The organism is Bacteroides coprosuis, from assembly GCF_020741705.1.
Classification (GTDB): domain Bacteria; phylum Bacteroidota; class Bacteroidia; order Bacteroidales; family Bacteroidaceae; genus Bacteroides_E; species Bacteroides_E coprosuis.
Genome location: NZ_DYYK01000142.1, coordinates 1 through 18,920 on the forward strand (window position 1 = coordinate 1; position 18,920 = coordinate 18,920).

General features: G+C 35.1%; 16 protein-coding genes. 2 read left to right on the forward strand and 14 right to left on the reverse strand.

Going from position 1 to position 18,920, the window contains the following annotated elements:
* Positions 1-9: 9 nt before the first annotated feature.
* Entirely contained in the window at positions 10-261 is a 252-nt protein-coding gene (gene rpsT / locus K8V80_RS08270) for a 30S ribosomal protein S20 (RefSeq protein ID WP_006743646.1), read from the forward strand.
* A gap of 234 nt (positions 262-495) precedes the next feature.
* Positions 496-2,454 carry a DNA topoisomerase (ATP-hydrolyzing) subunit B gene (gene gyrB, locus K8V80_RS08275; RefSeq protein WP_276776938.1) on the forward strand — a complete coding sequence of 653 codons (1,959 nt, stop codon included), beginning with the start codon at positions 496-498 and terminating at the stop codon, positions 2,452-2,454.
* Positions 2,455-2,565: 111 nt separating this feature from the next.
* Here gyrB and K8V80_RS08280 read toward each other — a convergent pair whose 3' ends face one another.
* The 14 genes from K8V80_RS08280 to rimP all read right to left on the reverse strand — a co-directional run bounded on the left by K8V80_RS08280 (position 2,566) and on the right by rimP (position 18,883).
* The gene (locus tag K8V80_RS08280) at positions 2,566-3,153 is read right to left on the reverse strand and encodes a DUF3109 family protein (protein ID WP_276776940.1); all 588 of its coding nucleotides are present in this window, start codon (positions 3,151-3,153) and stop codon (positions 2,566-2,568) included.
* A 68-nt stretch (positions 3,154-3,221) separates the two neighbouring features.
* A complete protein-coding gene (gene gpmI / locus K8V80_RS08285) occupies positions 3,222-4,739 on the reverse strand; it encodes a 2,3-bisphosphoglycerate-independent phosphoglycerate mutase (protein ID WP_006743650.1) in 1,518 nt (505 codons plus the stop codon).
* Positions 4,740-4,986: 247 nt separating this feature from the next.
* Positions 4,987-6,327, reverse strand: a complete 1,341-nt coding sequence (gene sufD / locus K8V80_RS08290; protein WP_276776943.1) for a Fe-S cluster assembly protein SufD — start codon at positions 6,325-6,327, stop codon at positions 4,987-4,989.
* A 1-nt stretch (position 6,328) separates the two neighbouring features.
* Positions 6,329-7,081 carry a Fe-S cluster assembly ATPase SufC gene (gene sufC, locus K8V80_RS08295; RefSeq protein WP_006743652.1) on the reverse strand — a complete coding sequence of 251 codons (753 nt, stop codon included), beginning with the start codon at positions 7,079-7,081 and terminating at the stop codon, positions 6,329-6,331.
* A gap of 324 nt (positions 7,082-7,405) precedes the next feature.
* The gene (locus K8V80_RS08300) at positions 7,406-8,005 is read right to left on the reverse strand and encodes a ribonuclease HII (RefSeq protein ID WP_006743653.1); all 600 of its coding nucleotides are present in this window, start codon (positions 8,003-8,005) and stop codon (positions 7,406-7,408) included.
* Between the two features lie 114 nt (positions 8,006-8,119).
* Complete coding sequence (locus K8V80_RS08305; protein ID WP_006743654.1) at positions 8,120-8,575, reverse strand: copper resistance protein NlpE; 456 nt, start codon at positions 8,573-8,575, stop codon at positions 8,120-8,122.
* A 13-nt stretch (positions 8,576-8,588) separates the two neighbouring features.
* Entirely contained in the window at positions 8,589-9,800 is a 1,212-nt protein-coding gene (locus K8V80_RS08310; RefSeq protein ID WP_276776951.1) for an aminotransferase class V-fold PLP-dependent enzyme, read from the reverse strand.
* An 8-nt stretch (positions 9,801-9,808) separates the two neighbouring features.
* Positions 9,809-11,152, reverse strand: a complete 1,344-nt coding sequence (gene sufD / locus K8V80_RS08315) for a Fe-S cluster assembly protein SufD (RefSeq protein WP_276776954.1) — start codon at positions 11,150-11,152, stop codon at positions 9,809-9,811.
* A 2-nt stretch (positions 11,153-11,154) separates the two neighbouring features.
* Positions 11,155-11,907 (reverse strand): Fe-S cluster assembly ATPase SufC, encoded by a 753-nt coding sequence (sufC, locus tag K8V80_RS08320; protein ID WP_276776957.1) that lies wholly within the window; start codon positions 11,905-11,907, stop codon positions 11,155-11,157.
* Positions 11,908-11,985: 78 nt separating this feature from the next.
* Entirely contained in the window at positions 11,986-13,434 is a 1,449-nt protein-coding gene (sufB, locus tag K8V80_RS08325; protein ID WP_006743658.1) for a Fe-S cluster assembly protein SufB, read from the reverse strand.
* Positions 13,435-13,481: 47 nt separating this feature from the next.
* A complete protein-coding gene (locus tag K8V80_RS08330; protein ID WP_276776960.1) occupies positions 13,482-13,988 on the reverse strand; it encodes a CvpA family protein in 507 nt (168 codons plus the stop codon).
* A gap of 115 nt (positions 13,989-14,103) precedes the next feature.
* Entirely contained in the window at positions 14,104-17,034 is a 2,931-nt protein-coding gene (infB, locus tag K8V80_RS08335) for a translation initiation factor IF-2 (RefSeq protein WP_006743661.1), read from the reverse strand.
* Positions 17,035-17,150: 116 nt separating this feature from the next.
* Positions 17,151-18,413 carry a transcription termination factor NusA gene (nusA, locus tag K8V80_RS08340; RefSeq protein WP_006743662.1) on the reverse strand — a complete coding sequence of 421 codons (1,263 nt, stop codon included), beginning with the start codon at positions 18,411-18,413 and terminating at the stop codon, positions 17,151-17,153.
* 2 nt (positions 18,414-18,415) lie between these two features.
* The gene (rimP, locus tag K8V80_RS08345; RefSeq protein WP_006743663.1) at positions 18,416-18,883 is read right to left on the reverse strand and encodes a ribosome assembly cofactor RimP; all 468 of its coding nucleotides are present in this window, start codon (positions 18,881-18,883) and stop codon (positions 18,416-18,418) included.
* Between the last annotated feature and the right edge of the window lie 37 nt (positions 18,884-18,920).

Below are 18,920 nucleotides of genomic sequence, written 5' to 3' on the forward strand. Positions count from 1 at the left end.
TAGTCAAAAATGGCAAATCACAAATCATCTCTAAAGAGAATCAGACAAGATCAGACAAGAAGACTACGTAACAGATATTATGGTAGAACCATGAGAAATGCTGTTAGAAATCTTCGTAATGCTACTGATAAAAAGGAAGCTGAAGAAATGTTTCCTAGTGTTGCTAAGATGGTTGACAAGCTTGCTAAGAAAAATTTCATTCACTGGAAAAAGGCTGGCAACTTGAAATCAAAATTAGCAAAGCATATCAATAGCCTTTAAGAATCGCATTTCTAAGACAATTACTTAGACAATATATAGACTGAACATTAATGTTCAGTCTTTTTTGTTTACCCCTACTCTACCTCATAGTTATCGAATCCTATCTATACTTTTATCGGGTGCTACTAACCTATTGAAATACACGAATTGAGAGATACTAAAATCAGTAAAAAGCCCTCATAAATCGGAGTATTTTCACTATCTTTGTATTGATAATATAAGAGAAAATTAATTATGACCGAAGAACAAATTCAAGCCAATAAGGGTTCCTACAAAGCGGATAGTATTCAGGTTCTAGAAGGACTTGAAGCAGTAAGAAAACGTCCAGCTATGTATATTGGAGATACTAGCTTAAAAGGGCTACATCACTTAGTATACGAAGTTGTAGATAACTCTATTGACGAAGCATTAGCTGGATATTGTGATCACATAGATGTAACTATTAACGAAGATAACTCAATCACCGTAAAGGATAATGGTCGTGGTATTCCTACCGACTTTCATGAGAAAGAACAGCGCTCTGCTCTTGAGGTGGTAATGACCGTTCTACACGCTGGTGGTAAATTTGATAAAGGTTCATATAAAGTTTCAGGTGGTCTGCACGGTGTTGGTGTTTCTTGTGTTAATGCACTTTCAACTCGAATGATTACCGAGGTCAGCCGCAATGGCATTACTTATCGTCAAGAATATGCTTGTGGTAAACCTCAATATCCTGTCAAGGAAGTGGGTACAACTGATGATACTGGGACAAAACAAACTTTTTGGCCAGATCCAACTATCTTCACTGTATTAGTATATAGCTATGATATTCTTGCTACAAGAATGCGTGAGCTTGCATTCTTAAATGCAGGTTTAAAAATTAGCCTTACAGATAAACGCACACAAAATGAGGATGGAACATATAAATCGGAATCCTTCCAATCTAAAGAAGGATTAAAAGAATTTGTCCGCTATATAGACTCTTCACGCGAACACCTTGTCAATGACGTAATTTATTTAAATACAGAAAAACAAGGAGTTCCTATTGAAGTTGCTATCATGTACAACACTTCTTTCTCAGAAAACATTCACTCATACGTGAATAATATTAATACTATAGAAGGTGGTACACACTTAGCTGGATTCCGACGTGCTCTTACACGTACCCTTAAAAAGTATGCTGAAGACAACAAACTATTAGATAAGATAAAAGTTGACATCTCTGGAGACGACTTTAGAGAAGGTTTAACAGCCGTTATTTCCATCAAGGTGGCTGAGCCTCAATTTGAGGGACAAACCAAAACTAAGCTAGGAAATACAGAAGTTATGGGTGCAGTAGACCAAGCTGTTGGTGAAGCACTAAATTACTACTTAGAAGAACATCCTAGAGAAGCTAAAACTATCGTTGATAAAGTAATCTTAGCAGCTACAGCACGTCACGCAGCTCGTAAAGCAAGAGAACTAGTACAACGCAAATCTCCTATGTCTGGAGGAGGACTTCCAGGAAAACTAGCTGACTGCTCTGAAAAGAATCCAGAAATATGTGAATTATTCCTTGTCGAAGGGGACTCTGCGGGAGGTACTGCTAAACAAGGAAGAGACCGATCATTCCAAGCTATTTTGCCATTAAGAGGTAAAATCTTAAATGTAGAAAAAGCAATGTATCACAAGGCTCTAGAAAGTGAAGAAATTCGCAACATTTATACAGCTTTAGGTGTTACAATAGGAACAGAGGAAGATAGCAAAGAAGCTAATTTAGAAAAATTACGCTATCATAAGATTATTATCATGACCGATGCTGATGTCGATGGTTCACACATTGACACATTGATTATGACTTTCTTCTTTAGATATATGCCTCAAATGATTCAAAATGGCTATCTATATATTGCAACTCCTCCATTATACCTTTGCCGAAAAGGAAAAACAGAAGAATATTGCTGGACAGAAGAACAACGTTTAGCTTTTATCAATAATTATGGTGGAGGTTCTGAAAGTGGTATTCACATCCAACGCTACAAAGGTCTCGGAGAAATGAATGCACATCAGCTATGGGAAACCACAATGGATCCCGACAATAGAATGCTTAAGCAAGTAACTATTGATAACGCATATGATGCAGACAGAATATTCTCTATGCTAATGGGTGAAGATGTTGGACCAAGAAGAGAATTTATTGAAGAAAATGCAACTTATGCTAATATTGACGCATAAGATGATACTATAATTAAATAATACGTAAATCCGACCTCACATCTTACAGAGGAAAAAAGCGAGTAATGAACCAATCATTACTCGCTTACTTTTTATAGCCTAAAACAAAGTTTATTCTTTAATATAACCTGCCTTTTTTAATTCATCTACTGCTATTTCTAATTCATCAAACCAAGCTTGACCAAATTTACGTATTAAGGGCTTTTCCAAGAACTTATAGACAGGAACACCTTCTTTCTCACCTAATAGTACAGCAGCTTTACAAATCTCCCATCTATGGTAATTAACAGCTTTATATTTACCAAAGTTTGAAACTCTAATAGGGTATAGGTGACAAGAAACAGGCTTGTAAAAATCTGTCTTACCTGCACGATATGCTTTTTCAATAGCACAATAACAGAACCCTTTTTCATCATAACAGGTAAAAACGCAATCTTTCCCATTCACTATTGATGTGACAATATCTCCTTCTTCATCCACATATACTACTCCTTGCTTGTTGATAATTTCTTTAGCATTATCTGCTAAATCATCCCAGATAATAGGCAACACTTCTTCAAGTTTGGCAACTTCTTCTTTCTCAACAGGAGCACCAGCATCACCCTCAATACAGCATGCACCTTTACACACTCCAAGGTCGCAGATAAACTTCTCACGTAGTACATCTAAAGTAACTACAACATCATCTATTTGAATCATATTGAAATATAACTATAAAAAATGCCCAAGCAATTGCTAGGGCATTTATATGAAAATAGCCCTGCAGACTATTCTTTAATCAAAACTTTTCCTGCCATTTCTGCTGGAGCTTCTAATCCCATAATATGTAGAATAGATGGAGCTACATCAGCTAAACGACCATTGTCCACCTCTACATCCATCTTTTCACTTACATATACACAAGGAACAGGGTTTAGAGAGTGAGCAGTATTAGGAGAACCATCAGCATTTACTGCATTATCAGCATTACCATGATCGGCTATAATTATAGCTTCATATCCTGTTGCTTTAGCAGCTTCAATAGTTTCTTTTAAGCAAGCATCAACAGCAACTACAGCTTTTTCAATAGCTTCGTAAACACCAGTATGTCCTACCATGTCACCATTTGCATAATTCACAACGATAAAATCATATTTATCTTCTTGGATAGCAGCAACTAATTTATCTTTCACTTCATAAGCACTCATTTCTGGCTTTAAGTCATAAGTAGCTACCTTAGGAGAAGGAACAAGAATTCTATCTTCATTATTATAAGGTTGTTCACGGCCACCATTAAAAAAGAATGTTACGTGTGCATATTTTTCGGTTTCAGCAATATGAAGTTGAGTAAGACCTTTTGATGCCACATATTCACCTAAAGTGTTCTGAACATTTTCCTTATCAAATAAGACATGAACACCTTTAAACGAGGCATCATATGGAGTCATACAATAATATTGAAGATTAGGAACAATATTCATTCCTGCATCGGGCATATCTTGCTGTGTCAGAACAATAGTAAGTTCTTTGGCACGATCATTTCGGTAATTAAAGAAAATAACGACATCACCTTCTTGAATTTTACCATTAATAGAGCTATTTACAATTGGCTTAATGAACTCATCAGTCACACCTGCATCATAAGAAGCTTGTACAGCATCTACCATTGATGTAGCCTCAACACCCTTACCATGTACCAACAAATCGTATGATTCTTTTACACGTTCCCAACGTTTATCACGATCCATAGCATAATAACGACCAATAACAGATGCTATTTTCCCTGTAGATTTAGCACAGTGCGCTTCCAACTGTTCGATGAATCCTTTACCACTCTTAGGATCGGTATCACGACCATCCATAAAACAATGAATGAATGTGTTTTCAATAGCATATTCCTTAGCAATATCACAAAGTTTATATAAGTGATCTAAAGAACTATGCACACCACCATCCGAAGTAAGACCCATGAAGTGAATGTTCTTGTTATTCTCTTTAGCATAGGTAAATGCAGAAACAATTTCTGGATTTTTCATAATGCTATTGTCTTCACAAGCTTTATTGATTTTCACAAGGTCTTGATCTACTACACGGCCTGCTCCAATATTCAAGTGTCCTACCTCTGAATTACCCATTTGTCCATCAGGTAAACCTACATTTTCACCACTTGCTTGTAATTCAGAATGTGGATATGTTTTTAGAAGATAATCCCAGTATGGAGTTGGAGTATTAAATATTACATCTTCTTTACCTTTATCTCCTATACCCCATCCATCAAGGATTACTAATAGTGCTTTCTTTTTCATTATAAATATTTTTAGATCTTGTTATCCATTATTTATTGAGGCACAAAGGTACAAAAAACACAGCGTATTAAGTATTTCTTTAAAATCAATTAATATAATAAGTCAATCAAAACTGATTTTACACATTATTTTGCTAGTTGGGTATCTCATAAGCAGTTAAAAGCTCTTTGTTTAAGAATAAAATCAAATAAAAAGCCTCCACTTGTTTAAACAAATGGAGGCTTGCAAATTAATTGAACCTATATTATTATTTAATATCCGATCCAGAGCAATTACACAACTCTCCTTTAAACCTCTTTTCAACCAATACATGAAGACGTTCTTTAAGAGGTTCAATCTTAATCTTATCTACTACCTCATTAATGAATGCAAACATAAGAAGTAAGCGTGCTTCATACATAGACATACCTCTAGTACGCATATAAAACAATGCATCTTCATCTAGCTGGCCTACTGTGGCTCCATGCGCACACTTTACATCATCCGCATAAATTTCTAACTGTGGACGAGCATACATACGCGCATCTTTTGTTAGACAAATGCTTCTATTCGTTTGAATCGAATCTGTCTTTTGTGCATTCGGTCGAACCAAAATCATACCTGTAAAAGCTCCTACTGACTTGTCATCTAATACATATTTATAGAGTTCATGACTTGTGCAGTGAGGAACCGAATGTTCAATAAGCGTAATATTATCAACATGTTGTTCCTTATCTGTAATAGCCATACCATTACAATCGGCATGAGCACCTTCTCCAGCAAGATAGAAATTTGTACAATTACAGCTAATGCCGTTATGAAGTGTCATTCCATTGACTTGGACAGTACTATTTGATTCTTGATAAACAAAAGTATGATTGAATCTTTTCGACTTAGAGTTATTCTCCTCTATTTCATAAAAGTTCACATGAGCATTTTCACCTGCAAAGATCTCAGTGACCCCTGTCATTAAAAAACTTACAGGATCAACTGTATGATTACAAAGTAAAAAGTTTACTTGACTATTTTCTTCGGCAATGATTAATAAGCGTCTATTCACCATCAAATTCTCTTTTGAAGTAAGAATATTGATTAGTTGGATAGGCATATCGACTACGGTGTTTTTAGGAATATAAATAAAGACACCATCTTGAACAAGAGCTGTATTCAATGCAACTATAGCATCTTCTCTCGTATCAGCTATCTTGCCATAATACTTGGCAAACCATTCTAAAAACCTCTCCGACATGGCATTTAACCCACCAATGGTAACACCTCTTGGTAAGATATCCTTTTTAGTAATCTCTGGATGGAAACTATCATTCACTAGAAAAGCCTGAGCAGTATCTAAATGAGGTACATCACATTTAAAAACTTCATCCACTTTCAAGGACGAAGGAGCTCTATTAAAATTCACTTTGTAATCCCCCTCAAAAAACTGAGCAACATCAGTATATTTGTATTTTTCAAGCTTTCGAGTAGGCAACCCCAACTTTTTAAAGCTAGAAATAGCACTAGGCCGAGTTCCATTAAGGATATAAGAACAATTCTCTTCAATTATCCCTCTTTCCCTCTTATATAACTCTAATAACTTTTCTGTAGTATCCATATTATTTCTCTCCTTCCTCTTTAATCCAATCATACCCTTTCTCTTCCAAAAGTAAAGCCAACTCTGGACCACCCGACTTTACAATTTTTCCCCCATAAAGGACATGAACATAATCAGGTTTAATATAGTCTAGTAATCTTTGATAATGAGTAATAATAATAAAACTTCTTTCAGGAGATTTATATTGGTTGACGCCATTAGCTACAATTCTTAAGGCATCAATATCCAACCCTGAATCGGTTTCATCTAGAATACTCAATGTCGGTTCAAGAAGAGCCATCTGAAATATTTCATTCCTTTTTTTCTCCCCTCCCGAGAATCCTTCATTTACAGCTCTAGAGGTTAAATTTCCATCTAGCTTAACAAGGTCTCTTTTTTCCTTCATTATCTTCAGGAAATCTTCTGCACTTACGTGAGGTAAGCCTCTATATTCTCTCTGTCCATTCATTGCTGAACGAAGAAAACGTGTCATACTTACACCTGGTATCTCCACAGGATACTGAAAACTCAAAAATAAGCCTTCGCCAGCACGTTCCTCAGGCTCTAACTGAAGCAGATCTTTATCAAGATACTCTACAGTACCCTTCGTAATTTCATAATTGGGATTCCCAATCAAAACATTTCCTAAAGTACTCTTACCTGAACCATTAGGTCCCATTATAGCATGAGTTTCTCCTCTATTTATACTTAGGTTGATCCCTTTTAGAATTTCATTTCCGTTAATACTAGCATGCAAGTTTTTTATTTTTAACATAGATAGATCTTTTTATAGAATGAATTATTGGCATAAGTCTATATATCATTCAAATTGACTAGTGATAAGTAAGCTCCTATCAAAGTCTTATGCTATATCTAGATTAAATTAATCCACCACGATTTTCAATAGACTTAAAATGACAACTATTGTTATAGTACTCAAAAAAGAGTATTATGAATCAGGATAAACTTAACCTTTACATATTAATGATTTAAGAGGCTGAAATGTTCTATTTATTTAGATGTATTCTATATTAAAAGTTTTATATATAAAAAAAGCACTATAAAATAGTGCTTAACATTAAAATTGAATTTTAATCATTTAAAAAATTGAGAGCTGTTTATCTTTTAACAATCGAAAAGTATGACGATGTAGCGGAGTAATTCCATACTTCTCAATAGCTTCTCTATGCTTCTTTGTTGGATACCCTTTGTTATGATTCCAGTCATAGTTTGGATATTTATTATGTTGAGCTAGCATATAATCATCACGATAAGTCTTAGCTAATATTGAGGCTGCAGCAATAGATAGAAAAGTAGCATCTCCTTTCACTATAGTTGTATGCTTTATACCGTCATAAGGGTTAAAACGATTACCATCAATCAATAAATGCTCTGGTCTTACTTTAAGGCAATCAATAGCTCTATGCATTGCTAAAAAGGAAGCATTTAAAATATTAATTTTATCTATTTCTTCAACAGAAACTACTCCAACTCCACATGCTAATGCTTCATTCTCTATAATAACACGCAGTTCATAACGTTTTTTCTCTGACAATTGCTTGGAGTCATTTAGTAAGTTGTTTTCGAAATCAGAAGGTAAAATTACTGCCGCGGCAAAAACAGGACCTGCTAAACATCCTCTGCCTGCTTCATCACAGCCTGCCTCTATACGTTCTTTTAATAAATATTGTTTCAACATTATCTAAAACTTTTTACAAATATACTGATATCAAAAACTAGGAGAAGCAATATACACCATAAAAAAGGCACCTCAAGAAAGAGATGCCTTTAAATGTATATTTTAAAATTCTTATTATTCAAATACTTCAGTTTGATTTAAGATGTAATGAGGAGCTAATTCACTTGTCACTTCTTCTTGATCCTGAGTAAGCATTTTAAGTCTACCTTCTTCTACTTTATAGTATGATTTTTCATTTTCATTTCTAAATAAAGTAAGAACATTTTCATTTAAAGAATAAGAACCTTTTTCTTGAAACTCTCCATCTTCTTTATCAATGAATGTTTCATGAAGTTCATAGCTATTGTCATCATTAAGAATTAATGTAACTTGAATACCTGGAGCATCAGCAGCAGGAATGACCCCTTGATAAATACCACAATAACTTAATGAATTTTCAGCATTGTGCATATCCACAACTTGTTCCGTATTATTCTGAGCCACAACTTCATTCTTATTCTCAGATTTATTGGTGTTTTTACAAGCGACTACACTTAAACACACACATAAGGTTAAGATTATTTTTTTCATTTCTATCTATTGTTTAAAACATTGAGCGAACTCTATTTATCCCATTTATAAGGATATCTACTTCTTCTTTAGTATTGTATAATGCAAATGATGCTCTTACTGTACCTTCTATTCCTAAACGAATCATCAAGGGTTGAGCACAATGATGCCCTGTTCTGACAGCAATACCTAAACGATCCAATAAAGTACCCATATCAAAGTGATGGATATTTCCAACTAAGAATGAAACAACACTTGTCTTCTCTTTTGCCGTACCGATCAACCGCATACCCTCTATCTCACTCAAGCGAGCCATAGCATAATGAGTTAATTCAAGTTCGTGAGCAGCTATTTTATCTAAACCAATACTATCTATATACTCTAAAGCTTTAGCTAAGCCAGTTGTTCCAACATAGTCCGGAGTACCGGCTTCAAACTTAAAAGGCAACTCATTAAATACAGTTTTTTCAAAGCTGACAGATTGAATCATTTCTCCACCGCCTTGATAGGGAGGCATTTTATCAAGCCACTTTTCTTTACCATAAAGAACTCCAACACCTGTTGGTCCATAAGCCTTATGAGCAGAGAATACATAGAAATCAACATCTAAAGCTTGTACATCAACGGCTTTATGAGGAATGGCTTGTGCACCATCTAGCAGTACAGGAACATCATGCGAATGTGCTATTTCAATGATTTCTCGAACAGGATTTATCGTTCCTAACACATTTGATACATGAGCTAAACTAACTAGTTTTGTTTTGTTATTGAATATCTTTCGATATTCATCCATACACAACTCACCTTCATTTGTTATGGGTACCACTCGTAAAACAATTCCTTTACGCTGTTCTAACAACTGCCAAGGCACAATATTACTATGATGCTCCATTTCCGATACAATCACCTCGTCTCCCTCTTTGAGAAAAGCTTCACCAAAACATGAAGCTACAAGGTTAATAGACTCGGTAGTCCCTCGAGTAAAGATAACCTCACCAACGGAAGCAGCATTTATATGCCTTCTAACTATTTCTCTTGCACCTTCATGCAGTTCTGTAGCTTGTTGAGAAAGGTAGTGAACACCACGATGAACATTTGCATTTACAGTAAAATATTCATCAGACATTGCATCTACCACTACTCTAGGTTTTTGAGAAGTAGCTCCGTTATCTAAATAAACGAGAGGTTTACCATATACTTCTCTTGAAAGTATAGGAAAGTCTGCTCTAATTTTATCTAAATCCATTTTATTAATTATTTACAAACAGCACAACCCGAGCATTTACTCAATTCTCCTCTAAAGCGTTTTTCAACTAAAATATGTAAGCGATCTTTCAATGCTTCGATTGAAATTGTATCAATAACTTCATTTACAAAAGCAAACATAAGCAATAAACGAGCTTCATGCTCTGATATTCCTCTTGCACGCATATAAAATAAAGCGGTTTCATCTAGCTGACCTACTGTAGCCCCATGTCCACATTTCACATCATCAGCATAAATTTCCAATTGTGGTCGAGCATACATACGTGCATCTTTAGTAACGCATAGGTTGCGATTCGTTTGTTGTGAATTCGTTTTTTGTGCATCTGGGCGCACTAATACTAATCCTGTAAAAGCTCCTACAGAGTGATCATCTAGAACATATTTAAATAGCTCATTACTTGTACAATTAGGCACAACGTGATCAATTAATGTTGTGTTATCCACATGCTGGTTCTTATCCTCTATTGCCATACCATGACAATCAATATGTGCTCCCTCACCCAATAGTTTTACTTCAATAGTATTACGAGTAGCACCATTATGTAAAGTCATATTATTTAGCAACACATTACTGTTAGCATCCTGACTAACAAATACATTGTTAAAACGAGCTGTTCTAGTGTGTGTTTCTTCTAACTCATAGAAGTCGAAGTTTGCATTTTCTCCCACAAAGATTTCCGTAACTCCTGTTGAGAGAAATTCAACCTCATCTACAGCATGATTACATATTAACATTTTAGCCTGGGCTCCTCTTTCTAGAATGATTAACAAACGACGATTAGACATTAAATTCACATCTGCTCGTAGAAGATTAATCAGTTGTATAGGTTCTTCTATGATTACATTTTTGGGAATGTACAAAAGGATTCCATCTTGAGCAAACGCCGTGTTCAAAGCAGAAATAGCATCCTTAGACGTATCAGCCAACTGCCCATAATACTTTTCTACTATATCTGCATATTTATCACCTAAATCCTTCAAACTACCAAAAACGACACCATCAGGAATTAATGATTGCTTTCTAACTTCAGGATAAAAAACATCATTAACCATAAAGCATTCAATAGTATTTAAATTGGGGACATCACATTTAAATACACTATCTGGATTTGCAGGAATATTTAATCTTTTTAAATTAATACCATAATCAGGTTCAAAGAACTTGGCTACATCGGTATATTTAAAATCCTCTAGTTTCTTAGTTGGAAAACCTTGTTTTTCAAAATCAGAAATAGCATTTTTTCTAAGCCTATTCATTATGACTGAACTATTGCTATTAATCACCTTTTCTGATTGAGAGAACAGATCTATATATTGTTTTTCTGCACCCATAATTACTCTCCAATTTCTTTCTTAATCCAGTCGTAGCCTCTTTCTTCTAACTCAAGAGCTAATTCTGGACCAGCTGTTTTCACTATTTGTCCCTTATATAAAACATGAACTATATCGGGTTTTATATAATCTAATAAACGTTGGTAGTGGGTAATTAGGATACAACTATTTTCTGGAGTCTTCAACTTATTCACACCATCAGCGACAATACGAAGAGCATCAATATCCAAACCTGAATCTGTTTCATCGAGAATACTTAATTTGGGTTCTAGCATTGCCATCTGAAATATCTCATTACGCTTTTTTTCTCCTCCAGAGAAACCTTCGTTTACCGAACGATTGGTTAGTTTGTTATCTAATTCAACGATCGCTCTCTTCTCACGCATTAGCTTTAAAAACTCGCTTGCTGTTAATGGAGGAAGATTACGATATTTACGTTGCTCATTTACTGCAGAGCGCATAAAGTTTACCATACTCACTCCTGGTATTTCAACAGGATATTGAAAACTGAGGAAGATACCTTCATGACTTCTATCTTCTGGAGCCAAATCTAGCAGGTTTTTACCCATAAACTCTACAGATCCCTTTGTTACTTCAAAGTTCGGATTACCTACTAAAACACTACTTAGAGTACTTTTACCAGAACCATTAGGTCCCATAATAGCATGCACTTCTCCTGGTTGAACTTCAAGGTTGATTCCCTTTAATATCTCCTTACCATTAATACTGGCATGTAGGTCTTTTATCTTTAGCATAATTATTGTTTATATTCTGGGGTGACACATATTCAAATGTATCATCTTTATATTGTATGTATAATTTATTTTAATTCGTTATCCAACACTACCTTCTAGTGAAATAGACAATAGTTTTTGTGCTTCTACTGCAAACTCCATAGGAAGCTTATTTATAACCTCTTTGGCATAGCCATTTACAATTAGCCCAATGGCATCTTCTGTACTAATACCTCTTTGGTTACAATAGAAAATTTGATCTTCATTAATTTTACTAGTAGTTGCCTCGTGCTCAATGACAGCTGTCTCATTATGAATATCCATATAAGGGAAAGTGTGTGCACCACATTTATCTCCTAGTAAAAGAGAGTCACACTCACTATAATTTCTAGCATTTTCAGCCTTCTCAGCAACACGCACTAAACCTCTATAAGAGTTTTCACTGTGTCCTGCAGATATACCTTTACTAATGATAGTACTACTGGTATTTTTTCCTAAGTGAATCATCTTTGTTCCTGTATCAGCCTGCTGATAATTGTTAGTAACAGCAACACTATAAAATTCGGCCGTAGAATTATCACCACTTAAGATACATGAAGGATATTTCCATGTAATTGCTGAACCTGTTTCTACTTGAGTCCATGACAATTTACTATTAATACCTTTACAATGACCACGTTTAGTAACAAAGTTGTAAACACCACCTTTACCTTGAGCATCTCCTGGATACCAGTTTTGAACGGTGCTATATTTCACTTCAGCTCTATCATTCACTATAATTTCAACAATAGCAGCATGAAGTTGATTTTCATCTCTCATAGGAGCAGTACAACCTTCCAAATAAGACACATAAGCATCATCATCTGCCACAATTAAAGTGCGTTCAAATTGCCCTGTATTCATTGCATTAATACGGAAATAGGTAGATAGCTCCATAGGACATCTTACTCCTTTAGGAATATAAACAAATGACCCATCCGAAAATACTGCAGAATTTAAAGCGGCAAAGAAATTATCTCTATAACCTACAACACTACCCATATATTGACGGACTAAATCAGGATGTTCCCTCACTGCCTCACTAAATGAGCAGAAGATAATCCCTTTTTCCATCAATGTTTCTTTGAAGGTAGTTTTAACAGACACAGAGTCCATTACAGCATCAACAGCAATTCCACTTAAAGCCATTTGTTCCTCAAGAGGAATCCCCAGTTTATTAAATGTTTTAAGAACTTCTGGATCTACTTCATCAAGACTCTTTGGACCTTCTTTCTTCTTTGTTGGGTCTGCATAATAAGAAATAGCTTGATAATCTATTTCTGGTATTCTCAAGTGTGCCCATTTAGGCATCTCTAATGTTAACCAATGACGATAAGCTTTTAGTCTAAAATCTAAAAGCCAATCGGGTTCACCTTTTTTTTCTGAAATTAAACGAACTACATCTTCATTTAGTCCTTTTTCAATGATTTCAGTATGGACATCAGTAGTAAATCCATATTTATATTTCTCTTTGGTGAGCTCCTTTACGTATTTATTAGCTTCTTCCATCCTTAATAACTCTTTTAATTGATTATCAATATTGACAATATATATATTTAGTCAACTTGCTCATATTCAAAGCAAGTATCTTTAACGACAAAAAATAAAACTTTTGTCACAGACTTTGTTGGTCTATATAACACAGACTCAGTCTTCTTTGTTTCACTTATAATTTTATTATCAGAATCTATAAAATCAAATACACAAAGAATAATACTGAGTAGCAGGATATATTTTATAACGCCCACTACTATCCCTAATAAGCGATTAACCCATCCTAAATAGATTTTATCCATTATAAAGGTTAACAATGACGCTAATATACTAAAGACAATAGGAACTAAAATCCATATTCCTATAAAAGAAACAGCTTGAGCTACAGATATCGAATCTATTACTCTAGGGGAAATTTCTTCTGCTACAGAGCTAAAATACTCTTTAGCTACATAAAGTCCAACTATGAACCCCAAGAGAGAGGCTAGCTGGTGCAATAAACCTTTCCGGTACCCCGCAAATATACCTAATCCTACGAATAAAAGTATAGCTATATCCAAAGGTTGCATTCTTTTTCCATTTATTTATAAAAAGTGCCGATAAATCACTACAAACGGATAATTTTCGATTTGCAATGATTCATCGGCACAATATTTTAAAAGCTAGTGCTCTAAGGCGCTAGTATTATAATTTTTGTTTGATTTCTACTTCTTCGTATCCTTCAATTATATCATTAGGTTTAATATCATTGAAGTTTGTTAAACTGATACCACATTCAAAGTTTGAACCAACCTCTTTCACGTCATCTTTGAAACGTTTTAGAGCAGCCATTTGACCAGAGAAGATTACTATACCGTCACGGATTAAACGAACCTTATCAGAACGTTTTATTTTACCCGTCTTAACAAGACATCCTGCAACTTGACCTACCTTAGTAATGTTAAATACTTCTTTAACTTCTATAGTAGCAGTAACTTGTTCCTTTATAATAGGCTCAAGCATACCTTCCATTGCAGATTTCACTTCCTCTATAGCGTCGTAAATAATAGAGTATTTACGGATATCAACACCTTCATTCTCTGCCATTCTTTCAGCCATATTAGATGGTCTCACTTGGAAACCAATAATAATCGCATCAGAAGCTGCAGCAAGAGATACATCAGATTCAGATATTTGTCCTACGCCCTTATGAATTACATTTATTTGTATTTGTTCAGTAGACAATTTGATCAGAGAGTCACTTAACGCCTCAACCGAACCATCCACGTCACCCTTAACAATAACATTAAGTTCTTGGAAGTTACCTAGAGCAATACGTCTACCGACTTCATCCAAAGTAAGAAGTTTCTGAGTACGAATACCTTGTTCTCTCTGAAGCTGTTTACGTTTGGTTGTGATTTCTCTTGCTTCTTGTTCTGTTTCAATAACATGGAATGTATCACCAGCAGCTGGAGCACCATCTAAACCTAAAATCAATACTGGTTCAGAAGGACCAGCTTCTTCAATAGCTTGATTACGCTCATTAAACATTGCTTTAATTTTACCAAAGCTTGTTCCTGCAAGAACGATATCTCCCATTCTTAGTGTACCATTTGACACAAGCATTGTAGCCACATAACCTCTACCTTTATCCAAAGTAGATTCAATTATAGAACCAGTACCTGGTCTATCAGGGTTGGCTTTAAGGTCTAGCAATTCTGCTTCAAGAAGAACTTTTTCTAGAAGTTCTTGAACCCCAGTACCTTTTTTAGCTGAAATATCTTGAGATTGATATTGACCACCCCATTCTTCTACTAAGTAGTTCATTTCGGCCAATTCTGTTTTAATCTTATCTGGATTAGCTGTTGGTTTATCAACCTTATTAATAGCAAATACAATAGGAACGCCTGCTGCCATAGCATGATTGATAGCTTCTTTTGTCTGAGGCATCACATTATCATCAGCAGCAACAATTACAATTGCAATATCTGTAACTTTAGCACCACGAGCACGCATCGCTGTAAACGCTTCGTGACCTGGAGTATCCAAGAATGTTATTTTTCTATTATCAGGTAAAGTAACGTGATAAGCACCAATGTGCTGAGTAATACCACCAGCTTCACCAGCAATCACATTTGCTTTACGAATAGAGTCTAGTAAAGATGTCTTACCGTGGTCAACGTGACCCATTACAGTTACGATTGGAGCACGATGTTCTAGATCTTCAGGTTCATCATCTTCCTCTTCAATAGCTTGAGAAACCTCCGCACTCACGTATTCTGTCTTAAAGCCAAATTCTTCTGCAACGAGGTTAATTGTTTCTGCATCCAAGCGTTGGTTGATAGAAACCATAATACCAATAGTCATACAAGTACTAATAACCTGTGTAACGGATACATCCATCAGACTAGCTAGTTCACTTACAGTAACAAACTCTGTAAGTTGAATTACTTTTTCTGCAGCTGTTTCTTGTTTCTCCTTTTGCTGAGCACGAACAGAAGCTTGTTCTCTCTTTTCTTTTCTATAGCGTGAAGCTTTATTACGACCTTTAGAAGTTAATCTAGCAAGAGTTTCTTTTATTTGTTTTGCTACATCCTCTTCACTTACCTCTTGTTTTTGTAGAGGTTTTTTGAAGCGATTCTTATTTTTGGTAAACTTCTTACGTTCTGGGCGTGGAGTTTGAGTACCTTGATTAGAAGAAGCTGCCTTGTCTATATCTACTTTCTCTTTAGTTATACGACGACGTTTTCTAATCTTTTTTGTATTAGTTGTACCACTTGTATTAGCGCGATTCTTATCTTTTTCCTCGCGTTCTTTTTTACGTTCTTCTTTAGACTTTTTCTTAGGACGAGTTGATTGGTTTATTGCATCCAAGTCAATATGTCCGACAACGTTTATACTTGTTTTTAACTCTGAAGAACCTAAAGTAAATACTTCATCTTTTTTCTTAGTACTTGCTCCGTCACCTTTAACCTCAGTTTTAGCAACTTTAACTTCTTGTTTAGCTGTTGTTCTAGTACTTGTCTTTACGGATTTCTTATCCTTAGACTCCTGTTTTTTAACCTCTTTCACGTTCACGCTCTCTTTTACAGCCTTTTTAATAGGTTCAGCCTTTTCCTCGCGTGGCTTTTCCTTTTTAGTCACAGGCTCTTTCTTTTTGTCTGCAACAGCTGTTTTCTTATTTTCTAAATTAGACTTAATATTTTCGGAATTTTCAGTTTTTACTGCATCAGCAGGAGTAGATTTCTCTTCTTTTTTCTCTTCCACTTTTTTACGACCAGGGTTGTCTAAATCAATTTTACCAACTGGTTTAACTTTGGGACGTACCTCCTCTGGAACTACAGTCTCGATAACCTCTTTCTTTTCAGTAGTTGGTTTCTTAGACTCGTAACCATCAATAGCAACAGATGCTTTGTTGCGTTTTTTGTCTTCTTGACGTTCTTGAATAAAACGTTCAGACTTTATTCTAAGAGTCTTATCTGTACTAAACTCTTTCACGAGTAAAGAGTATTGCTCTTTGGTAATTTTCGTATTTGGGTTTTCATCAACCTCTATTCCCTTCTTTTTTAAGAACTCAACTACCGTAGCAATGCCAACATTTAAGTCTCTTGTTACTTTATTTAACCTTATCGTCATATTAATAATTTAATAAATAAATGGAGAGAGAAGCAAAAATCTCTAATGTAACTTTCCGCTATAGACGATATTAAGATTGAAATCTACATGCCTATTATCGTCTACTCATAAGTCTTTTAGTTTTCATCTTCTTCAAACTCCGATTTCAAAATACTCAATACCTCATCAACTGTCTCTTCTTCTAAGTCAGCATCTTCAATTAATCGATTACGAGGTACTTCTAATACAGCTTTTGCTGTAGTAAGGCCTAGGCCTTTAATTGCATCAATTACCCATCCTTCAATCTCATCAGAGAATTCATCAAGATAGATATCCTCACCTTCAGTTTCATCAAGTTCACGGAATACATCAATAGTGTATTCTGTTAACATACTAGCTAGTTTAATATTCAAACCACCTTTACCTATGGCTAAAGATACTTCATCTGGTTGAAGGAAGATTTCGGCTTTATGCTCTTCTTCATTCAAACGGATAGATGAAATAGTAGCAGGGCTTAAAGATCTTTGAATAAATAGCTGAATATTTGATGTGTAATTTATTACATCAATATTTTCATTGCATAGTTCTCGTACGATACCATGAATACGGCTACCTTTCACACCTACACATGCTCCTACTGGATCAATACGATCATCATAAGATTCAACAGCAACTTTAGCACGTTCACCTGGGATACGAGCAACTTTTTTGATAGTTATCAAGCCATCATTGATTTCAGGAACTTCTAATTCAAAAAGACGTTCCAAAAACAAAGGAGATGTTCTTGACAAAATAATTTTCGGATTATTATTCTTATTATCAACACGAGCCACTACAGCACGAACGCTTTCTCCTTTACGGAAGAAATCTCTTGGTATTTGCTCCGATTTAGGTAGTATCAATTCATTACCCTCATCATCAACAAGAAGTATTTCTTTTTTCCAGATTTGATAGACTTCTGCTGAAACAATCATTCCAACACGCTCTATATACTTGTTATATAGACTGTCTTTTTCTAACTCTAGAATTTTTGAAGCCAATGTTTGACGAAGATTCAAGATAGCACGACGACCAAAGCTTTCAAAGTGGACTTTATCTGTTACTTCTTCTCCAATCTCATATGACTCATCTGTTTTTCTAGCTTCTGTCAATGAAATCTGCATATTTTCGTCGGTAACATCACCGTCAGCTACTACCTCACGATTACGCCATATTTCAAAGTCACCCTGATCAGGGTTTACAATTACATCGTAATTTTCATCAGTTCCAACAATCTTCGCGATTACGCTACGAAAAGACTCTTCAAGAACACTAATCATAGTGGTCTTGTCAATTTTCTTATTTTCTTTAAAATCAGAAAACGTATCAATTAGACTGATGTTGTCTTCTTTCTTGGCCATAATTATTTAAAACTAATTAAGTATTTAGTATATTTTATTTTCTCAAATGGAATATCTTCTTCCACAGCGATTAGTTTAGGACGCTTTGAGCCTTCAACTTTAACCTTCTTTTCAACGGCAACTTTAATACCGTCCTCAGTCACATCAAGAAGTTCTCCAATCAACTTTATTCCAGTTTTTTCTAAAACTTCAACTTGACGACCAATATGGTTATAATACTGCTGCAGCACTTTGAATGGTTGACCAACTCCTGCAGAGCCTACTTCAAGTTCATAGTCTTCTTCATCTCTGTTTAACTTGGATTCGATGAAACGACTTAGGTCTACACAATCTTCGATCCACACGCCTTCAGCGTGATCAATCTCAACAACAATTTTATCATCAGATTCTACTGAGACTTCTACGAGGAAATATTCCTTTCCTTCTAGCCACTCTTCAACTATCTGATGAACAGTTCTTTTATCTATCATTAATTAACTATTAAGAACAAAAAAAGGAAGCTTTATC